The organism is Pseudomonas citrullilanati (assembly GCF_030580855.1).
GTDB lineage: Bacteria > Pseudomonadota > Gammaproteobacteria > Pseudomonadales > Pseudomonadaceae > Aquipseudomonas > Aquipseudomonas citrulli.
Genome location: NZ_JAUQOP010000003.1, coordinates 23,038 through 45,319 on the forward strand (window position 1 = coordinate 23,038; position 22,282 = coordinate 45,319).

At 64.8% G+C, this 22,282-nt stretch carries 19 protein-coding genes; 8 read left to right on the plus strand and 11 right to left on the minus strand.

The window, feature by feature from the left end; all coding sequences use genetic code 11:
- Window positions 1-10 precede the first annotated feature (10 nt).
- Both Q6A48_RS03145 and Q6A48_RS03150 read left to right on the plus strand, forming a co-directional pair.
- Entirely contained in the window at window positions 11-907 is an 897-nt protein-coding gene (locus Q6A48_RS03145) for a LysR family transcriptional regulator (protein WP_304551915.1), read from the plus strand.
- A gap of 161 nt (window positions 908-1,068) precedes the next feature.
- Window positions 1,069-1,503 carry a nuclear transport factor 2 family protein gene (locus Q6A48_RS03150; protein WP_304551917.1) on the plus strand — a complete coding sequence of 145 codons (435 nt, stop codon included), beginning with the start codon at window positions 1,069-1,071 and terminating at the stop codon, window positions 1,501-1,503.
- A gap of 117 nt (window positions 1,504-1,620) precedes the next feature.
- Here Q6A48_RS03150 and Q6A48_RS03155 read toward each other — a convergent pair whose 3' ends face one another.
- Window positions 1,621-2,544: a LysR family transcriptional regulator gene (locus tag Q6A48_RS03155; protein ID WP_304551919.1), complete on the minus strand. Its 924-nt coding sequence runs from the start codon at window positions 2,542-2,544 to the stop codon at window positions 1,621-1,623.
- Window positions 2,545-2,669: 125 nt separating this feature from the next.
- On the opposite strand from Q6A48_RS03155, the gene Q6A48_RS03160 reads away from it, so the two are divergent.
- Together Q6A48_RS03160 and Q6A48_RS03165 are read left to right on the plus strand one after the other, a co-directional pair.
- Window positions 2,670-2,876, plus strand: coding sequence for a tautomerase family protein (locus Q6A48_RS03160; RefSeq protein WP_304551921.1), 207 nt, complete (start codon window positions 2,670-2,672; stop codon window positions 2,874-2,876).
- A gap of 818 nt (window positions 2,877-3,694) precedes the next feature.
- Window positions 3,695-4,429 carry an SDR family NAD(P)-dependent oxidoreductase gene (locus tag Q6A48_RS03165; RefSeq protein ID WP_304551922.1) on the plus strand — a complete coding sequence of 245 codons (735 nt, stop codon included), beginning with the start codon at window positions 3,695-3,697 and terminating at the stop codon, window positions 4,427-4,429.
- Window positions 4,430-4,481: 52 nt separating this feature from the next.
- Here the strand turns inward: Q6A48_RS03165 and Q6A48_RS03170 are convergent, their stop codons facing one another.
- Together Q6A48_RS03170 and Q6A48_RS03175 are read right to left on the minus strand one after the other, a co-directional pair.
- Window positions 4,482-6,614 carry a TonB-dependent siderophore receptor gene (locus tag Q6A48_RS03170; protein ID WP_304551923.1) on the minus strand — a complete coding sequence of 711 codons (2,133 nt, stop codon included), beginning with the start codon at window positions 6,612-6,614 and terminating at the stop codon, window positions 4,482-4,484.
- Window positions 6,615-6,741: 127 nt separating this feature from the next.
- Entirely contained in the window at window positions 6,742-8,130 is a 1,389-nt protein-coding gene (locus Q6A48_RS03175; RefSeq protein WP_304551924.1) for an aminotransferase-like domain-containing protein, read from the minus strand.
- Window positions 8,131-8,272: 142 nt separating this feature from the next.
- Here Q6A48_RS03175 and Q6A48_RS03180 point away from each other — a divergent pair, with 142 nt between their 5' ends.
- Together Q6A48_RS03180 and Q6A48_RS03185 are read left to right on the plus strand one after the other, a co-directional pair.
- Window positions 8,273-9,499, plus strand: a complete 1,227-nt coding sequence (locus Q6A48_RS03180) for an MFS transporter (RefSeq protein ID WP_304551926.1) — start codon at window positions 8,273-8,275, stop codon at window positions 9,497-9,499.
- The gene (locus tag Q6A48_RS03185; protein ID WP_304551928.1) at window positions 9,496-10,167 is read left to right on the plus strand and encodes a GntR family transcriptional regulator; all 672 of its coding nucleotides are present in this window, start codon (window positions 9,496-9,498) and stop codon (window positions 10,165-10,167) included. Before Q6A48_RS03180 ends, Q6A48_RS03185 begins: the two co-directional genes overlap by 4 nt.
- 201 nt (window positions 10,168-10,368) lie before the next feature.
- Here the strand turns inward: Q6A48_RS03185 and Q6A48_RS03190 are convergent, their stop codons facing one another.
- From Q6A48_RS03190 to gabP, 4 genes are all read right to left on the minus strand, one after another.
- Window positions 10,369-11,718 carry a TolC family outer membrane protein gene (locus Q6A48_RS03190; protein ID WP_304551930.1) on the minus strand — a complete coding sequence of 450 codons (1,350 nt, stop codon included), beginning with the start codon at window positions 11,716-11,718 and terminating at the stop codon, window positions 10,369-10,371.
- 2 nt (window positions 11,719-11,720) lie between these two features.
- Window positions 11,721-13,091, minus strand: a complete 1,371-nt coding sequence (locus Q6A48_RS03195) for an HlyD family type I secretion periplasmic adaptor subunit (RefSeq protein ID WP_304551932.1) — start codon at window positions 13,089-13,091, stop codon at window positions 11,721-11,723.
- Window positions 13,084-14,805 carry a type I secretion system permease/ATPase gene (locus tag Q6A48_RS03200; RefSeq protein ID WP_304551934.1) on the minus strand — a complete coding sequence of 574 codons (1,722 nt, stop codon included), beginning with the start codon at window positions 14,803-14,805 and terminating at the stop codon, window positions 13,084-13,086. The genes Q6A48_RS03195 and Q6A48_RS03200 overlap by 8 nt, the downstream gene beginning before the upstream one ends.
- Before the next feature lie 309 nt (window positions 14,806-15,114).
- Window positions 15,115-16,515: a GABA permease gene (gene gabP, locus Q6A48_RS03205; RefSeq protein ID WP_304551935.1), complete on the minus strand. Its 1,401-nt coding sequence runs from the start codon at window positions 16,513-16,515 to the stop codon at window positions 15,115-15,117.
- A 352-nt stretch (window positions 16,516-16,867) separates the two neighbouring features.
- Here gabP and Q6A48_RS03210 point away from each other — a divergent pair, with 352 nt between their 5' ends.
- Window positions 16,868-17,971 (plus strand): sigma-54 interaction domain-containing protein, encoded by a 1,104-nt coding sequence (locus Q6A48_RS03210; protein ID WP_304551937.1) that lies wholly within the window; start codon window positions 16,868-16,870, stop codon window positions 17,969-17,971.
- On the opposite strand, the gene Q6A48_RS03215 is transcribed toward Q6A48_RS03210, so the two are convergent.
- Genes Q6A48_RS03215 through msuE form a run of 3 tightly spaced genes read right to left on the minus strand, consistent with a single transcriptional unit; the run spans window position 17,963 to window position 19,933 of the window.
- Window positions 17,963-18,220, minus strand: a complete 258-nt coding sequence (locus tag Q6A48_RS03215; protein ID WP_304552336.1) for a hypothetical protein — start codon at window positions 18,218-18,220, stop codon at window positions 17,963-17,965. The two genes, Q6A48_RS03210 and Q6A48_RS03215, sit on opposite strands and share 9 nt — an antisense overlap.
- 14 nt (window positions 18,221-18,234) lie before the next feature.
- Entirely contained in the window at window positions 18,235-19,332 is a 1,098-nt protein-coding gene (gene sfnG / locus Q6A48_RS03220; RefSeq protein ID WP_304551938.1) for a dimethylsulfone monooxygenase SfnG, read from the minus strand.
- 37 nt (window positions 19,333-19,369) lie between these two features.
- Window positions 19,370-19,933 carry an FMN reductase gene (gene msuE / locus Q6A48_RS03225; protein ID WP_304551940.1) on the minus strand — a complete coding sequence of 188 codons (564 nt, stop codon included), beginning with the start codon at window positions 19,931-19,933 and terminating at the stop codon, window positions 19,370-19,372.
- Between the two features lie 408 nt (window positions 19,934-20,341).
- On the opposite strand from msuE, the gene Q6A48_RS03230 reads away from it, so the two are divergent.
- Window positions 20,342-21,586: an acyl-CoA dehydrogenase family protein gene (locus Q6A48_RS03230; RefSeq protein WP_304551942.1), complete on the plus strand. Its 1,245-nt coding sequence runs from the start codon at window positions 20,342-20,344 to the stop codon at window positions 21,584-21,586.
- Window positions 21,587-21,789: 203 nt separating this feature from the next.
- On the opposite strand, the gene Q6A48_RS03235 is transcribed toward Q6A48_RS03230, so the two are convergent.
- A complete protein-coding gene (locus Q6A48_RS03235) occupies window positions 21,790-22,281 on the minus strand; it encodes a DUF2269 family protein (protein ID WP_304551943.1) in 492 nt (163 codons plus the stop codon).
- Window position 22,282 lies beyond the last annotated feature (1 nt).

The window sequence follows — 22,282 nt, forward strand, 5'->3', positions numbered from 1 at the left end:
GATTGAATCAATGTTTGAACTGGCCCAACTGCGCTGCTTCACCACCGTGGCGACCGAACTCAACTTTCGTCGAGCCGCCGAACGCCTGAACATGACCCAGCCACCGCTGAGCCGGCAGATCCAGTTGCTGGAGCATCACCTGGGGGTCGAGCTGTTCACCCGCAGCACCCGCAGCGTGGCGCTGACCGCCGCCGGCCGGGCGTTTTTCCTCGAAGCCCAGAACCTGCTGGAGCAGGCCCAGCAAGCCGCCGTGGCCGCCCGGCGCTTCGCCCAGGGCGACATCGGCTCGGTCACCATCAGCTTCGTCGGCAGCGCGGTGTATGAATTCCTGCCCAAGGTCATCGCCGAAGCGCGGCTGAACCAGCCCCAGGTGAAAATCGTCCTGTCGGAAATGAACACCTACCAACAGCACGAGGCGTTGCGCGCCCGGCGCATCGACCTGGGCATCGTTCGCTCGCCGCTGCTGGAAACCGGCTACGCCACCGAGTGCCTGGTGCGCGAACCCTTCGTGCTGGCGATCCCGGTCGGGCACCCGCTGGCCCAGGCCGAGGCCGTGAGCGCGCAGGACCTCGATGCGCAACCGTTCCTGATGTACTCGCACTCCGCCTACCCGCCCTTCAACGAACTGCTCACCGGCACCCTTCGCTCGGCCCGGGTCGCGCCGCAATACGTGCAATGGCTCGGCTCATCGCTGACCATCCTGGCGCTGGTCAACGCCGGCATGGGCCTGGCCCTGGTGCCCCGCTGCGCCACCAGCGTGGTGTTCAAGCAGGTGGTATTCCGCGAGATCGACCTGGGCGAGGGGGTGCAAAGCGAGCTGCACCTGATCTGGCGCGAAGACAACGATAACCCGGCCTTCACCATGTTGCTGGAGGGGATTCGCGGGGCGGTCCGGGACGGCGGTTGAACGTGCAAGGCAAGCAGGCCCCCGGCGAACGATTCACTCATTTCGCCATCGCCCTGCCCTTTGGCTTTCCCGATGATCGAAGTAGTTGTACGATGACCGACGAGCACAACCCGCGTTGCTCGTACCGCTCCTCATACCTACAACAACAAGGAAACCACCCCATGAAGAAAGCGACATTGGTCATCAGCTTCCTGTGCCTGTTCGGCGGCTATGCGACGACCGCCGCCGCGTCGGCCGAGCAGGATGTGGCCCAGGCCGTCGACCACCTGACCCAGGCCATGCTGCACAAGGACATTCCCCAGCTCCAGGCCCTGGCTGCCGACAACCTCACCTACGGGCATTCCAGCGGGAACATCCAGGACAAGCAGGCCTTCATCGCCGACATCGAGACCGGCAAGAGCGCGTTCAAGACCCTGGAAATGAAGAACCAGAAAATCACCCTCTCGGGTGACACCGCCCTGGTGCGCAATCATTTCTCGGCCCAGGCGATCAAGGGCAGTGACATCGTGCCGACCGAAATCGAGAACTTCCAGATCTGGCAGAAACAGAAGAACGGCAAGTGGCTGCTGATCGGTCGGCAGGCGTTCAAGTTCTGATCTTCGACGGGAGGTAGCCCACCCGTGGGAGCACGCCTGCTCGCGAAGGCGGTGTGTCAGACAAGGCACTTTCGCCGAGGCCACGCTTAGCGAGCAGGCTCGCTCCCACCGCAACCGTCAGGTCTTGCCCCACTGGTCCCGGTATTGCAGCAGGAAATCGACGAAGGCGCGCACGCGCTGGGGCATGTATCGACCATGGGGATAGAGCAACGTAAAAGGCCGTGAGCGCCCCGCGAACGGCTGCAGCACTTCCACCAGGCGGCCGTCCGCCAGTTCCTGTTCGACGATGAAGCGATAGGTCTGGAACAACCCGGCGCCGTGCCTGGCCAGCGTCACGCCGCCCAGCACATCATCCGAACAGGTGTAGTTGCCCTGGCCAAACACCTCCCGCTCCTGGCCCTCTACCCGGAACAACCATGAGATCCGTCGGCCGTTGCTGGGCAGTTCGAACTGGATGCACTCGTGCGCGTCCAGGTCTTCGAGGGTCCGTGGCGTGCCGGCCCGACGCAGGTAGTCCGGGGACGCGACCACCACCAGCCTCGCATCCTCCAGCAACCGGGCGATCATCGACGAATCCGGCTGGGCCCGTACACGGATCGCCAGGTCGTAGCCCTCGGCCACGAAGTCGATGTTGCGATTGCTCAGGTGCACGTCCACGCTCACTTGCGGGTACAGCGCCCGGAACGCCGGCAGCAGCGGCAGGATCCGGTGATGCCCGTAGGTGGTGGGCAGGCTGATGCGCAGGGGGCCGGAGGGCACCGCTTGCGCGCCCATCATTTCCTGTTGCGCCTCCACCAGTTGCGTCAGCGCCTGCCGGCATTGTTCGAAATAGGTCCTGCCGGCCTCGGTCAAGCGGATGCTGCGGGTGGTGCGCACGAACAGGCGCGAGCCCAGGCGCTCTTCCAGGCGAAAGATCGAACGGCTCACCGCCGCCGGGGTGACCCCCGCCACCTGCGCCGCCGCGGTGAAGCTGCCCGCCTCGGCCGCCAGGCAAAACAGTTCGATGCTGCCCAACTGCAGGTCTTCGAAATGCCGCTTCATGATTCGTTACACCGCGTATCAACTGAAGATTCCAGCTGCCTGTTTATCAGGCTGGCGCGTATAAATACAGTGGCCCGGTGGCGTGGGAATGGTCCTGCGCCCGTGTTCATGAGCAGGAGTGCGACATGCCCTTTGTCAATGTGCGAATTACCCGTGACGGCGTCACCCGCGAGCAGAAAGCCCAGGTGATCGCCGAAATCACCGAGACGCTCCAACGTGTGCTGGGCAAGGATCCTCATTTGACCCATATCGTGATCGAGGAAGTCGATACGGATAACTGGGGGTATGCGGGCATGACGACAACGGCGTTTCGAAGTCTGCCGAAGGAGTGAGTGACCTGGCGCTGGCGGTTGTGCGCCAATCCCATTTTGGGAACAGGCCTGCTCGCGATGGCGGTGGGTCGGTTTGCATCGATGTTGCCTGTGCCGACGCTTTCGCGGGCAGGCCCGCTCCCACGGGGGATTTGTGCTGGGCCGCAGGTTTGTGAGCAACCGAAATCCCGTGTGGGAGCGAGCTTGCTCGCGATAGCGGTGGGTCAGCTTGCAGTAATGTTGCCTGTGCCGACGCCTTCGCGGGCAAGCCCGCTCCCACAGGGGATTGGTGGTGGGCCGCAGTTTTTTTAGCAACCGGGAACCACTGTGGGAGCGAGCTTGCTCGCGATAGCGGTGGGTCAGCTTGCCTCGATGTCGCCTGTGCCGCCGCCTTCGCGGGCAGGCCCGCTCCCACAGGGGATTGGTGGTGGGCCGCACGTTTGTGAGCAACCGAAATCCCGTGTGGGAGCGAGCCTGCTCGCGATAGCGGTGGGTCAGCTTGCAGTGATGTTGCCTGTGCCTAAGCCTTCGCGGGCAAGCCCGCTCCCACAGGGATTGGTGGTGGGCCGCAGTTTTTTTAGCAACCGGGAACCACTGTGGGAGCGAGCTTGCTCGCGATAGCGGTGGGTCAGCTTACATCGATGTCGCCTGTGCCGACGCCCTCGCGGGCAGGCCCGCTCCCACAGGAGTGGTGGAGTGAGCGGGATTGATTACATGAGGTATCAACTCAAGTACCAGTAGACCGATTTATCAATCCCGACCGCATCAATACCCTGATCACCACCACCGCCGCCCTTATCGGCGCAGCGGTTCCATCCATGTGATCAGGAGTCAACATCATGAGCATCAGCAAAACCGTCATCGTCACCGGCGCATCCAGCGGCATCGGCCTGGGCCTGGTCAAGGCCTTCCTGGATCGGGGCTATAACGTGGTGGGCAATGCCCGCTCGCAGTCCGGCCTGGACGATGCCGCGGGCCAGTCAAGCCAGGCCCATCGGTTCCTCGGCGTGGCCGGTGACATTGCCGACCCGGCCACTTCCAGCCGCGTCATCGCCAGGGCGATCGAGGCTTTCGGCGCTGTGGACGGGCTGGTGAACAATGCCGGTTTCTTCCTGCCCAAGCCGTTCATCGAGTACAGCCCCCAGGACCTGGAAGCCTTGCTGGACACCAACCTCAAGGGCCTGGTCTATGCCAGCCAAGCAGCGGCCGCGCACATGATCCGTCGGCGCCAGGGCTTTATCATCAACATTTCCGCCGCGGTGGCCCTGCAACCGAATATCCAGGTGCCGGCCGCACTGCCGGTGCTGATCAAGGGCGGCGTCAACCAGATGACCCGCGCCCTGGCCCTGGAACTCTCGCCCCATAACATCAAGGTCAACGCCGTCGCGCCCGGCATCATCGACACGCCGATGCACGACCCGGCGCAGCGCGCATTCCTCGACAACCTGGCCCCGGCCGGACGCGTGGGCACGGTCGCGGAAATCGCCGAGGCGGTGCTGTATCTGGCCGGTGCCGATTTCACCACCGGCGCGGTATTGCCGGTGGACGGGGGCATGAGTACGGGCAAGTGGTAGGACGGGGCCGCCCTGCTCCCACCAGTGACCTTGAACAGCCACCACCCCAAGGTCACAGCGTGTAGGCGATACCAACCTGCACGGTGCGCGGTGCCCCCGGGTAGGCGTAGACGTTGCCAAACGCGCCTTCTTCATAATCGGCGTCGAACAGGTTCTTCACGTCCAGGTTCAAGCGCACCCGCTCGTTGACCTTGTAGTAGCCCAGCAGGTCCACCACCGTGTAGCTGTCCATGGAGAAGGCATTGGCCGCCGTCTGCCCGGCCCGCTCGTCAACGTACCGGGCACCGGCGCCCAACCCAAGGCCCTTGAGGCCGCCGTCCTGGAATTCATAGACGTTCAACAGGCTGAAGGTGTTCCTGGGCACGTTGAGCAGGCGAGTCCCGGTGGGGATGCTGATGTCCTTGGTCACCTCGGCATCCACGTAGGCATAGCCGCCGATCATTCGCCATTGCGGTGTCAGGTTGCCGGCCACGTTCAGGTCGAAACCACGGCTGCGCACTTCGCCGGCGGCCACGCTGAACGTGGAATCCACGGGGTCGGTGGTGAGCACATTGCGTTTTTCGATCTGGTAGAGCGCGGCATCGACACTCAGCTGGCGGTCCAGCGCCTCCCATTTGATACCCACCTCATAGGACTTGCCTTGCTCGGGCTTGAAGCCGTTGCCTTGTCCGCCGCGGCTGGCACCGGTGTTGGGCTTGAACGAGCGGGCCGTGTTGGCGTAGACCGCCACCGTGTCGGTCAGGTCGTAGATCACGCCCAGGCGTGGGGTGACGGCGCTGTCGTCTTTGCTCCAGTTCCGGCCATTGGGCACGAACGTCTCATACTCATGCTCGAAGCGCTCGAAGCGCGCCCCCGCCAGCACTTTCAAGCGTTCGGTCAGTGCCACCTGGTCCTGGACGAACAGGCCCAGGGTCTTGAGGTTTTCCTGATCGTCGGTTGGGGTGCGGGTCAGTGCCGGACGGGGCTGGCCGTAGACCGGGTCGAAGATATCGATCGGATAGGCCGAGGTCCCGGCAGCGGAGCGCTGGATGATGGACTGGTAGTCGTAGTCTTCGTATTCGATGCCGGTCAACAAGGTGTGCTCGAACCCACCGGTGGAGAAATGCCCGGTGAGGTTGAGTTGCGTGTCGCGGTCGGTCCATTCCAGCTTGCGGTAGTTGAAGTTGCGTCCCAGGGTGCGGCCATCGGCGGCAATGCCGTTGCCTTCGATGGCATTGCCCTGCAACGTGCCGTCGAGCCACTGGGTGCCGCCGGCCAGGGTCCAGTCGTCGTTGAGCATGTGCTCGAAACGCACCTGCAGCATGGTGTTGTCATTGTGCAACTTGCCGGCGTCCTTCTCGCCGAAGAAGGTCTCCCGGGAGGCCGTGCCACGCTGGCCGGGATAGTGGGTCACGCCACGGTCCAGCGGATGGTTGTTTCGCATGAAGTCGCCTTCGAACGTCAGGCGCGTGGTGTCGTTGAGCTGCCAGGTCACCACCGGGGCGATGCCGTAGCGTTCGGTCTCGACGTGGTCGCGGAAGGTGTCGCCGCCCTCGCCGATCACGTTCAAGCGATAGGCCAGCGTGCCGTCTTCATCCAGTGGACCGGACGCATCCAGCGTGCCGCGACGCATCCCCTGGTCGTTGAGCTGGCTGCCGAGGGTCACCGTGCGCTCGGCCAGCGGTTGCTTGGACACCACGTTGAACGTGCCGCCGGGGTCGCCACGGCCATACAGCATGGTCGCCGGGCCGCGCAGCACTTCCAGGCGCTCGATGGTGTTGGCGTCGGGCATGTTCGGGTAGCCACGGTTGATCGGGAAGCCATTGCGATAGAACTCCCCCGTGGTGAAGCCGCGCACGGTGAACGTGGTCAGGCCCTGGCCGCCGAAGTTGTTGGCCCGGCCTACGCCGCCGGCGTAATCGAGGGCATCCTGCAGGCGCGTGGCACCCAGGTCTTCGACGGCCTCGCGGGACACCACGGAGATCGATTGCGGGGTTTCATGGATCGCGGTGTCGGTGCGGGTGGCGCTCGCCGAACGGGTGGCGTGGTAACCCTTGACCGGGCCCTGGGGGTTTTCATACTCGGCGCTGCCGACGATGTCCGTGGCTTGCAATTCCATGGACGCCGGAGCGACGTTGGGCTCCTGCGCCCAGGTGGAGACGGAATAAGCCTGCAGCACACACAGTGAAACGAGAATCCGACGCATCGATGCACAATCCTAAGGGAAAAACGCCAGCCCCCGAGAGGCTGGCCAGAATGTGTCGCGAAAGATACAGCAACTCATTCCTGTTTGATATGAATTCCCATTAGCACCCTGTCATCGATCCCTGCGCTCAACCAGCGCCGAGGGACGCTTTCTCGATTTGTTGAAAAAACCGCTGCGCCCGAACGTCCTGGGCAAAGGCCACGTTCAAGCGCAGCCAGTCGCTCGCTTCGCCCGCCGGCATGAAACTGGAACCCGGGGACAGCTGGACCTGCGCCTGGCGAGCGATCTGCTGCACCCGGGCGCTGTCCAGGTGCCGCGGCCGCGCCCACACGAACACGCCACCGGTGGGTTCGGCGAAGACCTCCCAATGCGCCTGGTCGAGTTGGCGCAGCGTGCTCGCCATCTGCTTGTTCAGCCGCTGGCGCAGGCGCTGGATCAACTTGCGATAGGCACCGTTGGCGAGCAATGCCGCCACGACGTTCTCGGCCAGCAGCGAGCAACCGATGCCGGTGACCATCTTGACCTCGGCCAAGCGTTGGATGATCTCGGGCTTGGCCACCACATACCCGACGCGCAGCGAGCTGGACAAGGTCTTGGAGAAGCTGGCGAGGTAGATCACCCGGTCCAGCCCATCCAGGGTCGCCAGCCGTGACGTCACGCCGTTCTGGAAGTCGGCGTAGATGTCGTCCTCGACCAGTTGGAAATCATGCAGGGTCGCCAGTTGCAGCAAGCGATACGCCACGCTGGGCGCCAGGCTGGTGCCGGTGGGGTTCTGGTACATGCTGTTGAGGAAGAAACAGGTCGGTTTGTGCTGGGCCAGCAAGCGCTCCAGGTGCTCGATATCCGGGCCCTGGGTGCCGCGCGCCACCGCCAGGGTGCGGACCCCGTGCAACCTCAGCAGATTGAACAGGTTGTAGTAGCCTGGGCTTTCCACCAGCACCAGGTCGCCGGGTTTGAGCAGCGTGCGCACCAGCAGGTCAAGGCCGTGGCTGGCCCCCTGGGTCGTGAGGATCTGCGGCAGGTCGACGTGTATGTCGATCAGGTCCAGGCGTTTTTGGATGTGCTGGCGCAAGTCAACCGAGCCCAGCGGCGTGCTGTAGTTGAACAAGGCATGGTTGTCGCTGCGCACCACCTGGCGGATCGCCTGGCCCAGGTCGGTGTCGTCCCGCCAGGCGTCAGGGAGCCAGCCGCAACCGAGTTTGAGCCGCGCCGACTCAGGCTCGAACAATGCCCACGCGCCCTCCTCTTCGCCAGCCTCGGGCGCCTTGGCGCGGGACACCTGTGGCGCGACGAAAAACCCCGACCCATGCCGGGATTCCAACACCCCGCTGGCGACCAGTTGGTCGTAGGCCTTGATCACGCAGGCCCGGCTCACGCCGTTCTCCTCGGCCAGTTGGCGGATGGAGGGCATCCGGGCGCCGGGACGGATGCCCTGGCGCTTCAGCCAAGCCATCAACTGGGCCACCAGTTGCCGGACCATGGGCTCGGCGGCGTTGCGATCGATATTCAGGTCCATGGGCGCGCCTTTGAATGTCGCTGCGAAGTGTTCGCTGGTTTTTGGCGAACAGTTAAACACAAAACACCCAGGGCTGTTCCTTGTTGCCGTGGCCCCCGGCAGTGATAGTCCTCGGAACGCTACAACTTTCCGAGGACTACCCTTGAACCCACAGTCACGACACACCTGGGGCCTGGCTTTCGGCCTGTGCCTGATCACCCTGGCCGTCAATCTGCAGGCACCGTTGTACACCGCTTATGCACGGGCTTCCGGTGACGGGGCCGGCGCCACGGCGGTGGCCTTTTCCTGTTACGTGCTGGGGGTGCTGCCGGTGCTGCTGGCCTTCGGTGGGATCGCCGATCGCGTCGGACGCAAACCGTTGATCCTGCTGGCGCTGGGCCTGTCGATGCTGGCGACGATGGTCACCTCGATCTGGCCAAACCTGATCGCGCTGGGCCTGGCGCGGCTGATGATGGGCGTGGGCACCGGGCTGGCCTCGGCGACCGCCACGGCCTACATGAGTGAACTGATGGCGGGCGGCGACACCCGCGCCGCAGCCAACCGGGTCACCGCCAGCACGTCGCTGGGGTTCGGCCTCGGCGCGGCATTGACCAGCCTCTTCCTGATCGTCCAGCACAGCGTGGTGCCCGGCAGTTTCTGGCTGCAACTGGCCCTGGCCGCCCTGGCGATACTCGTCGTCGCCCGGCTGCCGGACCCCGCGCCCCGCAACCGCCATGCGCCTCTGCTGCGCCTGCCCTTGTTCCCCACGGGCAGCCTGCCCTACAGCTTTTCCATGCTGCTGGCCTGGGCCACCTCGGGCCTGGTCATCGCGATATTGCCGTCGGTGCTGGCCGCCCATGCCTTGCAGCAATGGTCGGGCCTCTCGACTTTCACGGTGATCAGTTGCGGGCTGCTTTTCCAACCCTGGGCCCGGCGCCTGCAACCGGCCCGGGCCACCGGCGTCGGCTTGCTGGTGCTGCCCTTGAGCTACGCGCTGCTGGCGTGGGGGGCCAGCAGCGGCTCGCTGCTCGCCGTGCTGTTGGGCGCGCTGGGGGCCAGCAGTGCGTGCTATGGGTTCTTGTACCTGGGCGGGTTATCGGCGATCACGGCCATGGCCGGCCTGGAAAAGGCACGGGGCAGCGCCGGGTTCTTCCTGTTCGCCTATATCGGGTTCAGCCTTCCGGTGGTGGTCACCGGCGTGGTGGCCGACGCGTTCGGCGCCAATGTGGCGCTGGTCCTGTTCGGGCTGGCCTTGACGCTGGGCGCGCTGGCCACCGGGTGGGTCATCGTTCGCACTCAGGCTTGTGCGGCTGACGTCAGGTCCGGCACCCGGTCTCGGAAAAGTCGTATACCATATTCCCAACTCAACCAAGCCGACCCGCCGCCGTGACCTTATCCAAGTTCAACCTGCCCGACCTGGGCAATACGCCCAGCACTTCGGAAATCATCACCCGCCACCTGCGCGATGCCATCGTCGCCGGGCATTTCGCCGAGGATGAGCCGATTCGCCAAGACGACATCGCCCGGCAATTCAACGTCAGCAAGATTCCCGTGCGCGAAGCCCTCAAGCGCCTGGAGGCCGAGGGCCTGGTGATGTTCCAGCGCAATCGCGGGGCGATGGTCACCCGGATTTCCGAGGCGGAGCTGGCGCAGATGTTCGAGGTGCGCATGCTGCTGGAGGACAAGGTGCTGCGCCTGGCGATCCCCAACATGACCGAAGCCACCTTCGCCCGCGCCGAAGGCATCTGCCGCGAGTTCATCGGCGAGGACGATGTGGGCCGCTGGGCCGAGCTGAACTGGCAGTTGCATGCCTGCCTCTACGAACCGGCCCAGCGGCCGTTCCTGGTGGGGCTGATTCGCTCGGTCCACGACAAACTGGAGCGTTACCTGCGCATGCAGATGAGCCTGTCGGCCGGCAAGGAACGCGCCGACCACGAACACCGGGAAATCCTCGACGCCTGCCGTGCCGGCGATGTCGAACGGGCGGTGAAACTGCTGGACGAACACATCGCCGGGGTCTGCAAGACTCTGTTCGAGTTCCTGCCTTCCAGCCATTGAGGCACGGCCGCGGGCTTGGGGGTTGTGAACACTGTGTTCCCACACGCCTCAGGACTGTGGGAGCGGGCTTGCTCGCGAAGGCGCCGGGTCAGTCACCCCTATCGTCACTGACACACCGCTTTCGCGAGCAGGCTCGCTCCCACAAGGGATGGGCGGCGCCCATGAAGCCCCAGTCGCTCATGAAACCGGGGCGCCTGCCACTCAAAACAGATTCTGCACCTGTTCCAGCACGGCCCGGTTCATCTGGCCGGTGTGGGTGTGCAGGCTCACGTAGCTCTGCAGCATGTCGAGCTTGGTGTTGAGCAAATCTCGACGAGCCTGGAACACCCGTTGCTGGGCGTCGAGAATGTCCACGGTCGAGCGCACGCCACCCTGGAAGCCCTTCTCCGTCGAGGTCAGCGCACGCTGGTTGGACTCCACCGCCCGCTGCATCGCCTTGCTCTTGGCGAACCCGGCCACGACGCCCAGGTAATCGGTCTCGATGTCCTCGGCCAGTTGCTGGCGCTGCACGTCGTAGTCGGACTGGGCGCCGGCCAGTTGCGCCTCGGCCTTCGCCACCGACGCGCGCACCGCGCCGCCGCGGTACAGCGGGATATCCAGTTGCACGCCGACGTAATAGGTGTCCTGGCGTGGGTCGAGTTCCTGGTATTGGCGGGTTTCCCGGCGGGTCAGCTGGGTGGTCAGGGACAAGGTCGGATAATGCCCGGCGCGCTGGCTGTCGGCCTGGGCTTCGGCGACCTTGACCGCCGCCAGCCGCGCGGCCAGTTCGGGGCTGGCGTCACGGGCGATTGCCGTCCAGTAGGGCAAGTCCTGCTCCGGTGGAATCGGGTTGGCGGTGGCCAGTTCTTCGCGCATCGGCTGGATATCATCGATCGGCACACTGGCCCGGCCGGACAGCGCGCGCAACGCCGCCACCCGGCGCGCCTGGGCCTCGGCTTCCTGGGCATCGACCAGGTCGAGCCGCGCCTGGGCCTCATCGATGTCGGTGATTGCGCCCTGCCCGCCCTGATAGAGTTTCTTGCTCTGGGTCACCAGGCCGTTGATGGCCGCCTTCTGCTGGGCGATCAACTTGATTTCGTTTTCGGCCCGGGCCACGTCGAAATAGCCCTTGGCGACCCGGTCGTACAACGTCTGGCCGGCAACGTCGAACACCTGCACGCCCAGTTGCCCCCGCGCCTTGCCCTCCTGGTACGCCGCCCAGCGGCCTTTGTCATAGAGCGGCTGCTGCGCTGCCAGGGTGACATTGTTGGCCTGGTAGTCGTTGCTGTTGACGTAGGTGTTGTCGTCCCCGCCGTCGGTGCGCCCGCCGTAGCCATAACGCGAAGTCAACGACACCTGGGGATAGAGGCCTCCCCGGCCGATCGCTTCTTCCTGCCTGGAGGCATCGAAGGCATGGGCGGCCGATTGCACGGTCGGATCGTTGAGCCGCGAGGCGTCGTAGGCAGCGGTCAGGCTCAGCCCACCTTCAGCCGCCCAGGCCGGGCCGATCGCCACCCAGCTGGTGCACAGGCTCAGCAGTATCCGGGCGCCGCAGCGGTTACGGTCGGTCATGCTCATTCCTCCTTGAAGGCCGCCAGCAAGCGTTCGCGCAAAGGTTTCATCAGGTAGTTCATCAACGTGCGTTCGCCGGTCACCACCGTTACGTCGGCGAGCATGCCCGGGCGGACCAGCAACCCGGCGTTCTGCAACGCCACGACGGTCTCGGCGGGAATCTCGACCTTGGCGGAGAAGTACGGCTGGTGGGTCTGCTCGTTGATCAACTGATCCGCCGAAACTGTCGTCACCGTCCCGGTGACTGTTGGCGTGTCCACCCGTTGCAGCGCGGTGAAATGCACGTGCACCGGCAGCCCGGGGCGCAGCTTGTTCGCCATCAACGGCTCGAAGCGCGCCGTGATCGCCATGGGCGCGTCCAGCGGCACCACTTGCATCAGCGTCTGCCCGGCCTGCGCCACGCCGCCGACGGTGTGGATGCTCACGTCCATGACTTGCCCGGACACCGGCGCACGGATCGCGCCGTTGTCGACCTCGAACTGCAAGGCGCGAATCTGATCGGCATAACCGGCCGCTTCGGCCGAGACTTCACTGAGCTGGGTCTCGGCGTCGCGGCGAAACTCCTGCTGCGCTTGCAAGGCCTTGAGCCGGCTTTCGTTGATGGCCTGGCGCGTCCGGCCCACATCGCCGACGCCCGAGGCGATCTGCCCGGCCAATTGCGCGGCGTTGCGCTCGGCCTCGAAAAGTTTGTTGCGCGGCACGTAGCCCTCCCGCGCCAGGTCGCGCAGCCCTTCGAGCTCCTGCTGCTGGAAGCGCATCTGCGCATCGTAGTTGCGCTTCACGCCTTCGTAGCCGAGCAACTGCTGCTGCAACGCGGCGGCTTCGTGCTCGATGATTTGCAAGCGACTGCCCAGTTCGGCGCGCCGGGTCAAAAACAGCTGGCTCTGCAACGCCATGGCCGCCTTGACCCGTGGCTCGTCGGCACGCGCCAGCAGCTCCTGCGGCCATTGGATCTCGGCATTGCCCAGGCGCTCGGCAATCAGCCGGGCCTCGATGCTGCGGTCGTTGAGCAACTTGCCCAGGGTCACGTCCAGCTGCGACTGCGCCTGCACGGTGTTGAGCTGGACCAGCAACTGGCCCTGGGTGACACGATCGCCATCGCTGACCAGCAGTTTTTCCACCACCCCGCCGACCAGCGACTGCACCGCCTTGCGCTCCCCCGCCACCACCACGGTGCCGCTGCCCACCACGCCCTGGTCGAGTGGCGCCAGGCAGGCCCAGAGCAGGAAGCCGCCCAGCGCCAACACCAGGAAACCGACGCCATAGCGCGCCGCCCCGCGGGCGTCGGTGCTGGCCGTGGGCAATGTCGAACTGTTGCGAACACTCAAGCCGTGCTCGCTGTAGGTGGGCGCTCCCGGCGTCAGATCACGCATCTTTGCCCGCCTCCCTGACCGCGGCCGGACGCGGCCCCGGCATTAATGCCTTGAGGACCCGGTCCCGTGGGCCGAATGCCTGTTGCGTGCCGTCCTTGAGCACCAGGATGTGATCGACCACCGCCAGCACGTTGGGCCGATGAGTGATCAGCACCACGGTGCTACCCGCCGCCTTGAGCGCGTTGATGGCCTGCACCAGCGCCAGCTCGCCGGCTTCATCGAGGTTGGAGTTGGGTTCATCGAGCACGATCAGCGACGGTCGCCCATACAGCGCCCGCGCCAGGCCGAGACGTTGCTTCTGCCCGCCGGACAAGCCCAGCCCACCGGGGCCCAGCGGCGTGTCGTAGCCCTTGGGAAACCGCAGGATCATCTCGTGGATGCCGGCCAGGCGCCCGGCGGCGATGATCTGGTCTGCATCTTGTTCCCCAAAGCGGGCAATGTTGTCGGCCACGCTGCCGTCGAACAGTTCGATGTCCTGGGGCAGGTAGCCAAGGTGGGGGCCCAAGGCGTCGTGGGTCCACTGGCTGATCTCGGCGTCGTCCAGGCGCACCGAGCCGCCCAGGGCCGGCCAGACGCCTACCAGCGCCCTGGCCAGGGTCGATTTGCCGCTGGCACTGGGGCCGACAACGGCCAATACATCACCCTTGGCCAGGCTGAATTGAATGCCCCGCAGGATCGGCTGCGTGGCGCCCGGCGGGCCGACATACAGTTGTTCCAGGCGCACCGCGCCCGTGGGAGGCGGCAACGGCATGCGCAGGCGCTCGCGGGGGTGCTGGGCCAACAGTTGGCTCAAGCGCTGGTAACTCTGGCGCCCGGCGTTGAACTGCTTCCACGAACCGATGGCGATTTCCACCGGTGCCAGGGCGCGTCCCAATAACAGTGACATGGCGATCATCATGCCCGCCGACAGCTGCCCTTCCAGCACCAGCAGCGCGCCCAGCCCCAGTGACAGCGACTGGCCGGAAATGCGCACGAACCGTGTCGCCGAGGTGATGCGCGCGCCGCGATCGCTGGCGTGGGCCTGGGCGGCAATGATGCGCTGCTGCAACAGGCTCCAGCGTTGGCGCAGCGGCCCGAGCATGCCCAGGGCCTGGATGACCTCGGCGTTGTGCAAAGTACTGTTGACGTAGACCGCCGACTGCACGGCCAAGCGATTGGCCTCCCCCAGGCGCGTGCGCGTGGCCAGTTCGCCCCACAGCGCCAGGCCCACCAGCACCAGGGCCAGGACCAGGGTCAACACGCCGAACCAGGGATGAAAGATGAACGCCACCAACAGGAAGATCGGCAACCATGGCGCATCGAGCAGCGCGATCAAGCCCTGGCCGGTGATCAACTGCCGCAGCGTGGCGAGGTCGGTGAGCACCTGGGCCGGGTTGGCGTTGTGCTCGCGCAGGCTGCGGGCGAACGCTGCGTCGAAAATCCGCTCGCCGAGGGCTTCGTCGAGCCCGGCGCTCATGCGGATCATCACCTCGCCGCGCACCCACTCGATCAGTGCACTGAACATGAACAGGCCCAGGGCGATCAAGGTGAGCATGAACAGCGTGGTTTCGTTGCGACTGGTGAGCACCCGGTCGTACACCTGCATCATGTACAGCGACGGCACCAGCACCAGCAGGTTGATCACGCCACTGAACAGCGCCAGTGACCAGAACACCCGGCGATAGCTCAATAAAGCGGCATCAATGTCATGACGCGGATCGAGAAGTAAACCCATAGAATGTCGCCCGCAAAAGAAAGAGTCGGTCCAAGACGCAATCCATCGCGCGCTTTCTGCCCGAAGGCATTGGAGAAAACACTTAGGTAGCCTGATTTACCGCTATCAGTGACGATCCTCGTCGCTACAGGCGCCAATAACTGACCACGCCGCCACCGGTTAGTGCCGGTTCGACCAGCCAGGTTTTTACGGTGGGTGACAAGCGGAAGCGCCGCGTGGGGAGACGCGGCTCTTGGGCCCCGGACAGGCCTGGGGCGTGGCTTTGTTGGCGCCAGCAACATGGCGCCAACAGGTAGCGATGCCGCCCGACTATCCCAGGGAAGCGGCTCGTTGGGGGTGCGTCTGCTGGCGCGATGATACCAGGCCGATGAGGGAAATAACCAGCGCCAGGCCCAGGGTGGTGCTCACCTCGCTGCGGTGCTCGGGCGTCACCATCATCACCGCCAGCGCCGCCGAGATGAACACGATCACCAGCCAGGTCAGCCACGGGAACAACCACATCCGAAAGGCCAGCTCGACGTTCTGCCGGCGCAGCATCCTGCGCATGCGCAGCTGGGAAATGGCGATCACCAGGTACACCAGCAACGCGATGGCCCCGGAACTGGCGAGCAGGAACTGAAACAACCCCGCCGGCATGAAGTAGCTGAATAACGTCACCCCGGCCCCCAGCACAGTGCTGGCGATCACCGCCGACCTCGGGACACCCGCTGCGGAGGTCGCCTTCAGCGCCTTCGGTGCATCCCCGCGGCGCCCCAGGGAGTACAGCATGCGCGAGGCGATGTAGATCGAGGAGTTCATGCAGCTGGCGACGGCGATCAGCACCACTGCGTCCACCAGCAGTTTGGCGTGGGGAATGTTCATCAGCTCCAGGGCACGCTGGTAGGACCCCACGGACGCCAGGAGCGGATCGTTCCAGGGCACCACTGAAATCACCACGAAGATCGACAACAGGTAGAACACCCCGATTCGCCAGATCACCGAACGGGTCGCCTTGGCGATGTTCTGGGCCGGATCGTTGGACTCGGCCGCCGCGATGGTCACCGCTTCCGTGCCGATGAAGCTGAACATGATGGTGATGAACGCGCCGACCACTGCCGACAGGCCGTTGGGTGCGAACCCGCCGTGCTCTTCCATCAAGCGGCTCAGGCCGCTGGCTTGCCGCTCGGGGATCCAGCCCATCAACACGGCAGCGCCCAGGGAAATGAAGCCGATGATCGCCACCACCTTGGCCATCGCGAACCAGAACTCGAACTCCCCGTACTTGGCCACGCTGAACAGGTTGGTCACGGCCAACAGCACAATGGACGCCGAGGCGAACACCCAGGCGTCGACGGCCGGAAACCATTGGTTCAGGACATGGCCGGCGGCCAAGGCCTCGATCGGGATCACCAGCACCCAGAACCACCAGTAGAGCCAGCCAATGGTGAAGCCCGCCCAGCGGCCGATGGCCTGGTCGGCGTAGGTGGAAAAGGACCCGGTGTCCGGGTTGGCCACCGCCATTTCACCCAGCATCCGCATGACAAGCACGACCAACAGGCCGGAAAACAGGTACGCCAGCAAGACGGCCGGGCCGGCGGCGGCGATGGCGTGCCCCGAGCCGACGAACAGGCCCGCGCCGATGATCCCGGCGATGGACAGCATGGTGACGTGACGAGGCTTGAAGCCCTGTGCCAGATGGCCGTTCGAATCCTTGAAGCTGGGGCTGGTCATTTTCTTGTTCTCTTTTATCGGCATTGAGGCGTATGCAGGGATCAGCGCGGTGACTGTCCTTTTGGAGCGGGTTTGTACGGGTCCTCCCTGGTTCATCGGTTAACGGCGATGGAATGACGCGTCACGTTACCTGCCCTGCCGACGGGGAAAATTACCTGAGCACGCCGCCCCAGTGCCTGATTTCGCCATCGGGCAGGCCTTGCCAACGCCTTAAGCAAATAACTAAAAGTTATTTATTAACTATTTCTTAGATCATTTAGATTAAATCTTAAGCCGAATGGCTCGCGGGGTGCTGCCATCAAGGAGTGTTGGTCCTCACCCGACCTCAATCTCAGCAATGGGTGCCATCGCCATGCAACTCCTCACGCTTCCTCCCTCCCCCAACCTGGCCACGTCGATCCGCGCCACCGCCCAGGTCTTCGAAGACCCCAGCTCCCGCGCCTTGCTGGCTCATTTGGAACAGGTTGCCCCCAGCGACGCCAGCGTGTTGATCATTGGCCAGACCGGCACCGGCAAGGAATTGGTGGCCCGCCACGTGCACAACCTCAGCGCCCGCCGGGACAAGCCGTTCATTGCGGTCAACTGCGGGGCCTTTTCCGAAAGCCTGGTGGAAGCCGAATTGTTCGGGCACGAGAAAGGCGCCTTCACCGGGGCGCTGGCGGCCAAGGCCGGCTGGTTCGAGGAAGCCGATGGCGGCACGCTGTTCCTCGATGAAATCGGCGACCTGCCGCTGCCCATCCAGGTCAAGTTGCTGCGCGTGCTGCAAGAGCGTGAGGTGGTGCGCCTGGGCTCGCGCAAGAGCATCAGGATCAATGTACGGGTCCTCGCCGCCACCAACGTGCAGCTGGAAAAAGCCATCAACGCCGGGCACTTCCGCGAGGACCTCTACTATCGCCTGAACGTTGTCACCCTGGTGCTCAAGCCGCTGCGCGAACGGCCCGGCGATATCCTGCCGCTGATCCGCCACTTCATCGCCGATTACAGCCGCAAACTCGGTCTCAGTGAGGTGACCCTGGACGCCCAGGCACAGCGCAAGCTGCTGGACTATTCCTGGCCGGGCAATATCCGCGAGCTGGAAAACGTCATCCATCACACCCTGCTGATCTGCCGTCACCGGGTGATCGGCGTGCACGACCTGCACCTGTCGAACCTGCGCATCGACCGCCAGGACGCCGCCCAGGCGAGCCTTGCGCAAGACCCCGACACGCTGCTGCAAAAGGCCCTGGAAAAACTGCTCGAACAGGAACAGGGCAACCTGCACGAAAAGGTCGAGGCCGAACTGCTGCGCGTCGCCTATCGGTACGCCAACTGCAACCAGGTCCACACCGCCCAGTTGCTGGGCCTGAGCCGCAACGTCACGCGCAGCCTGCTGATCAGGATCGGCGAACTGGTGGTCAACAAGCGCCGCTCACCCCTCGACACCCGAGATGGCCAGGTGATCAACCTGTCAACCTGAAACCGCACCGGCAGCCACGCCCTGGCGCCCCACTCCACCGGCCTTCGTCCCCAGGTAGAAATCCTGGAGATCGCCGCGGGCCGCCAGTTGCAGGGCGCTGCCTTCGCTGACCACGCGGCCGCTTTCCAGCACATAGCCGTAGTGCGCATGACGCAGGGCGACGTCCGTGCCATGCTGCCGCGCCTGCCACTGCAACCACTGGTGCAGGCTGGACGGCGGATCGTCCCGCGTATCGGTGAGCCTCCCCATGTTCGCCTCCGTGCCTACGCCACCGCCGCTGTTCGGGTCGCGGCCTTGCGCTGCTCCAGCTCACGCACCAGCGGCAGGACCTTTCGACCGAAATACTCGACTTCTTCCTGGAAGTGCAGGAAGCCGGCGAGCACCAGGTCGACCCCCACGGCCTTGAGCGCGACGATGCGTTCGGCGATCTGCTGTGGCGTGCCGATCAGGTTGGTCTTGAAGCCATCGTTGTACTGCACCAGGTCCTCGAAACTGGACTTGGCCCAGTTGCCCTCGCCTTCGGGGCTCGACTTGCCGGCCTGCTTCGCCGCGTCGCCAAAGGCATGCACCGCCTCCGGGTCGGCCTGCTCGATGATTTGCGCAAGGACTGCCCGCGCCTCCTCCTCGGTGTCACGGGCAATGACGAAGGCATTCACCCCGACCTTGACCTTGTGGTGGTTGGCGGCGGCTTTCGCCCGCAGGTCATCGATCTGGGCCTTGACGCCTTCCACGGTGTTGCCATTGGTGAAGTACCAGTCGGACACCCGCGCCGCCATGTCTCGCGCCGCGCGGGAGCTGCCGCCCTGGAAGATTTCCGGATGCTGTTGCAACGGTTTCGGCTTGAGGGTGTAGTCGTGGAAGCGGTAGAAATCGCCGCGAAAGGTGAAGTTGTCGGTGGTCCAGATGCCCTTGAGGGCGGTGATGAATTCCTCGGAACGGCGGTAGCGCTCGTCATGCTCCAGCCACGGCTCGCCGATGGCCGTGAACTCCCCCTTGAACCAGCCCGACACCACGTTGATCGCCACGCGGCCGCCGGTCAGGTGGTCGATGGTCGCGATCTGCTTGGCCAGCACCGAAGGCGTCCACGGCCCCGGCAACACCGCCGCGATGACTTTCAGGCGGGAGGTGGCCGCCAGCAGGGCATGGCTGAACGCCACGGACTCGTGCTGGTACTCGGCGCCGTAGCCAGCGGTAAAGCGGACCTGGGACAGCGCGTAGTCGAAGCCCGCCTCTTCAGCGATCTGGGCCAGCTTGCGGTTGTAGTCGATGCCCCAATCGGTGCGTTGTTCGATCTTGCTGACCACCAGCCCACCGCTGACGTTGGGCACCCAGTAGGCGAATTTGATTGTGTCCTGGCTCATTGCATGTACTCCACGGCTCATAGGAAGAAAGCGGTTGTCAGGCGGCGCTGGCGTTGCGTCGCAGGTTCACGGCGAGGCTGAGGGACGCCGCCTCGGCAGCACGCTCGATGCGTTCGAGCACCTGCGCGCTGGAAATCCGGTAATGGCTGAAGTCCGTTTCGGTGGCATAGACCCCTACCGGCAGGGTCAAGGCCTGGAAGAATCCGAACAGCGGTCGCAACTGGTGATCGATGACCAAGGCATGGCGCTCCGAGCCGCCCGTGGCGGCCAGCAACACCGGCACGTCCTTCAAGGCTTCGTGGTGCACGAAATCGAACAGGTGCTTGAACAACCCGGTGTAGGAAGCCCGGTAGACGGGTGTGGCGGCGATCAGCAGATCGGCGCTCTCGATGGCCTGCAAGTCGGCCTGCACGGCGGCAGGCAAGGCCTCGCGTTGCAGCACCCCGGCGAACTGCGGACCGACCTTGGCCAACTCGATCAGGCGCACCTCGATCGGCAACTGTTGCCCCAGTCGTTCCACCAGCGCCTTGAGCAATGCCAGGGTGCGCGAAGGTTGCTGCACGCTGCCGGACACCGCCACTACGTTGAATCGCTTGCTCATTCGTTGTTCCTTGCCGGTAGACGCCCCTTCAGCGTCTGCCCAAGGACTGGAGCAGCAACCGTGCCATTCTGAAATTCCCTTTATATTCAGCTAGTTATCACATTTTAGTGAATCACTGCGCTGTCGCCCGGCAGACAAGCTGTTGATCCGCTGTTGCCCGGCGAACACCCGCTGCGGGGCGAGCCTGGGCGCGGGGTGTTGCTCCACGCACAGTGGCGCAACAGATTGCCTGCGGCAGGACAGCCCGCTCGCTCGTCGCCATCGCGGGGGCCGCGCATTTACGGGAGGTCGGCCGGCGGGCATGGACTGTGCAACGGGCATCGGCACCGACGACCTGTCAGTGAGGCGGCCTCCGCTCTCGCCACGCAGGCCGGCATCCGCCTACTCGCCATCATCAGGAACACCGCCATGACTGCACAGCAACGACACCTGCCGCCCACCCTCTCCATCGGCACCGACTATGAAGCCCTGGCCGAGCGATTCCGGCCGATCTTCGCGCGCATCCAGGCCGGCGCGCTGGAACGTGAGCAAACCCGCAGCCTGCCGTTCGACCAGGTGAAATGGTTGAAGCAGGCCGGCTTCGGCGCGGTGCGCGTACCGGTCGAATACGGCGGCGCCGGGGCTTCGCTGCCACAGCTGTTGCAGCTGCTGATCGAACTGGCCGAAGCCGACTCCAACCTGCCCCAGGCCTTGCGCGGACACTTCGCCTTTGTCGAGGACCGTCTCAACGCCCATGCGAGCCAGCCCCAGGACACCTGGTTCAAGCGCTTCGTCGACGGCGATCTGGTGGGCAACGCCTGGACTGAAATCGGCGCGGTAAAGATCGGCGAGGTCGGCACCCGGGTGTCCCGCCAGGGCGATCGTTGGCAGGTCAACGGCACCAAGTACTACAGCACCGGCAGCATTTTCGCCGACTGGATCGACGTGTACGCCCGGCGCGACGACAACGGCGCTGATGTGATCGCCGCCGTCCACGTCCACCAACCGGGCGTCAAGCTGAGCGATGACTGGGACGGCTTCGGCCAGCGCACCACCGGCAGTGGCACCACGGTGTTCGAGCAGGCCTGGGTCGAGGATGAGCACCTCATCGACTTCTCCACCCGCTTCAAGTACCAGACCGCGTTCTACCAATTGGTCCTGCTGGCCGTGCAGGCCGGTGCCGGACGCGCCGCCGTCCGCGACTTCACCAAAAACGTACGCGCCCGCACGCGGATCTTCAGCACCGGCAACGCCAGCGCAGTGAGCCAGGACGTCCAGGTGCAACAAGTGATCGGCAAGGCATCGGCCCAGGTCTACGCCGCCGAAGCCACTGCCCTGCGCGCGGCGAGCGCCGCACAGCGGGCCTACGAGAGCCGTTTCAGCCAGAACGCCGAGACCGAGCACACCGCCAACATCGCCGCCGAACTTGAATCGGCCCAGGCCCAGGTGGTCATCGCCAACCTGGTGCTGCGCGCCACCAGCGACCTGTTCAACGCCCTCGGTGCTTCGGCCACCAGCACCACCAAGGCCCTCGACCGCCACTGGCGCAACGCCCGCACCGCCGCTTCGCACAACCCGCTGATCTACAAGGAACGCATCATCGGAGACTGGGAAATCAACGGGACCGAGCCGCCGTATGTCTGGCAGATTGGCGCAGGGTCCAAGCAAGGCTGAAAGAAAATCCCCTGTGGGGGCGAGCAGGCTCGCGATGGCGGTGTATCAGCGGACATCGATGCTGGCTGACCTGGCGCTATCGCGAGCAGGCTCGCTCCCACCGTGTTCCGGACAAGCCGGGAGATTCGAGTTCACCCGAAAGCCCGGTGGGAGCGAGCCTGCTCGCGATAGCGCTGACCGGGTCGACAGAAGTCCAGCCGGATCTACCGCAGCCATCCCGCCCACTCCCCCGGCGTCATCTTCGTGACCATCATCAACACGATCACGAACATCCCGCAAAACCCCAGGACGCCCATCCAGAACCATTGCCGGTACACCCGCCGATAGGCACCTTCCAGCCCTTCCCCACGGTCCGCCGCGCTCGACGCCATTCGCTGCAAGCGCTTCTGCAGCACCAGCACCGGCAGCCAGAGCGCCCCCACGCACAGGAAGATGACCAGCGACGCCAGCACCCAACCGGTGGCCAGGGAAAGTCCCGCGAGCCTCGCCAGCCAGTACCCCGTGGCGATCTGGATGAAGCCGGCCGGCGTGGTGATCCAGGCGTCGTACCGCACCACGGTCCGGGCCACATGGGCAATGACTTGGGGATTGGCCGTGCGGCTGGCGGCGATCAGGTAAAGGTAGGAACCCATGCCAAAGCCGAACAGGAAAATGGCGGCGATGACGTGGATGTATTTCAGGCCCAGGTAGAGCATG

Excerpts from the sequence above, each read along its gene's own strand:
- Q6A48_RS03235 (WP_304551943.1), bottom strand. The coding sequence starts at position 22,281 with ATGCTCTACCTGGGCCTGAAATACATCCACGTCATCGCCGCCATTTTC.
- Q6A48_RS03170 (WP_304551923.1), bottom strand. The coding sequence starts at position 6,614 with ATGCGTCGGATTCTCGTTTCACTGTGTGTGCTGCAGGCTTATTCCGTC.
- Q6A48_RS03175 (WP_304551924.1), bottom strand. The coding sequence starts at position 8,130 with ATGGACCTGAATATCGATCGCAACGCCGCCGAGCCCATGGTCCGGCAA.
- Q6A48_RS03200 (WP_304551934.1), bottom strand. The coding sequence starts at position 14,805 with ATGGGTTTACTTCTCGATCCGCGTCATGACATTGATGCCGCTTTATTG.
- Q6A48_RS03230 (WP_304551942.1), top strand. The coding sequence starts at position 20,342 with ATGACTGCACAGCAACGACACCTGCCGCCCACCCTCTCCATCGGCACC.
- Q6A48_RS03160 (WP_304551921.1), top strand. The coding sequence starts at position 2,670 with ATGCCCTTTGTCAATGTGCGAATTACCCGTGACGGCGTCACCCGCGAG.
- gabP (WP_304551935.1), bottom strand. The coding sequence starts at position 16,515 with ATGACCAGCCCCAGCTTCAAGGATTCGAACGGCCATCTGGCACAGGGC.
- Q6A48_RS03145 (WP_304551915.1), top strand. The coding sequence starts at position 11 with ATGTTTGAACTGGCCCAACTGCGCTGCTTCACCACCGTGGCGACCGAA.
- Q6A48_RS03195 (WP_304551932.1), bottom strand. The coding sequence starts at position 13,091 with ATGCGTGATCTGACGCCGGGAGCGCCCACCTACAGCGAGCACGGCTTG.
- Q6A48_RS03165 (WP_304551922.1), top strand. The coding sequence starts at position 3,695 with ATGAGCATCAGCAAAACCGTCATCGTCACCGGCGCATCCAGCGGCATC.
- msuE (WP_304551940.1), bottom strand. The coding sequence starts at position 19,933 with ATGAGCAAGCGATTCAACGTAGTGGCGGTGTCCGGCAGCGTGCAGCAA.
- Q6A48_RS03155 (WP_304551919.1), bottom strand. The coding sequence starts at position 2,544 with ATGAAGCGGCATTTCGAAGACCTGCAGTTGGGCAGCATCGAACTGTTT.
- Q6A48_RS03215 (WP_304552336.1), bottom strand. The coding sequence starts at position 18,220 with ATGGGGAGGCTCACCGATACGCGGGACGATCCGCCGTCCAGCCTGCAC.
- Q6A48_RS03150 (WP_304551917.1), top strand. The coding sequence starts at position 1,069 with ATGAAGAAAGCGACATTGGTCATCAGCTTCCTGTGCCTGTTCGGCGGC.
- sfnG (WP_304551938.1), bottom strand. The coding sequence starts at position 19,332 with ATGAGCCAGGACACAATCAAATTCGCCTACTGGGTGCCCAACGTCAGC.
- Q6A48_RS03210 (WP_304551937.1), top strand. The coding sequence starts at position 16,868 with ATGCAACTCCTCACGCTTCCTCCCTCCCCCAACCTGGCCACGTCGATC.
- Q6A48_RS03190 (WP_304551930.1), bottom strand. The coding sequence starts at position 11,718 with ATGACCGACCGTAACCGCTGCGGCGCCCGGATACTGCTGAGCCTGTGC.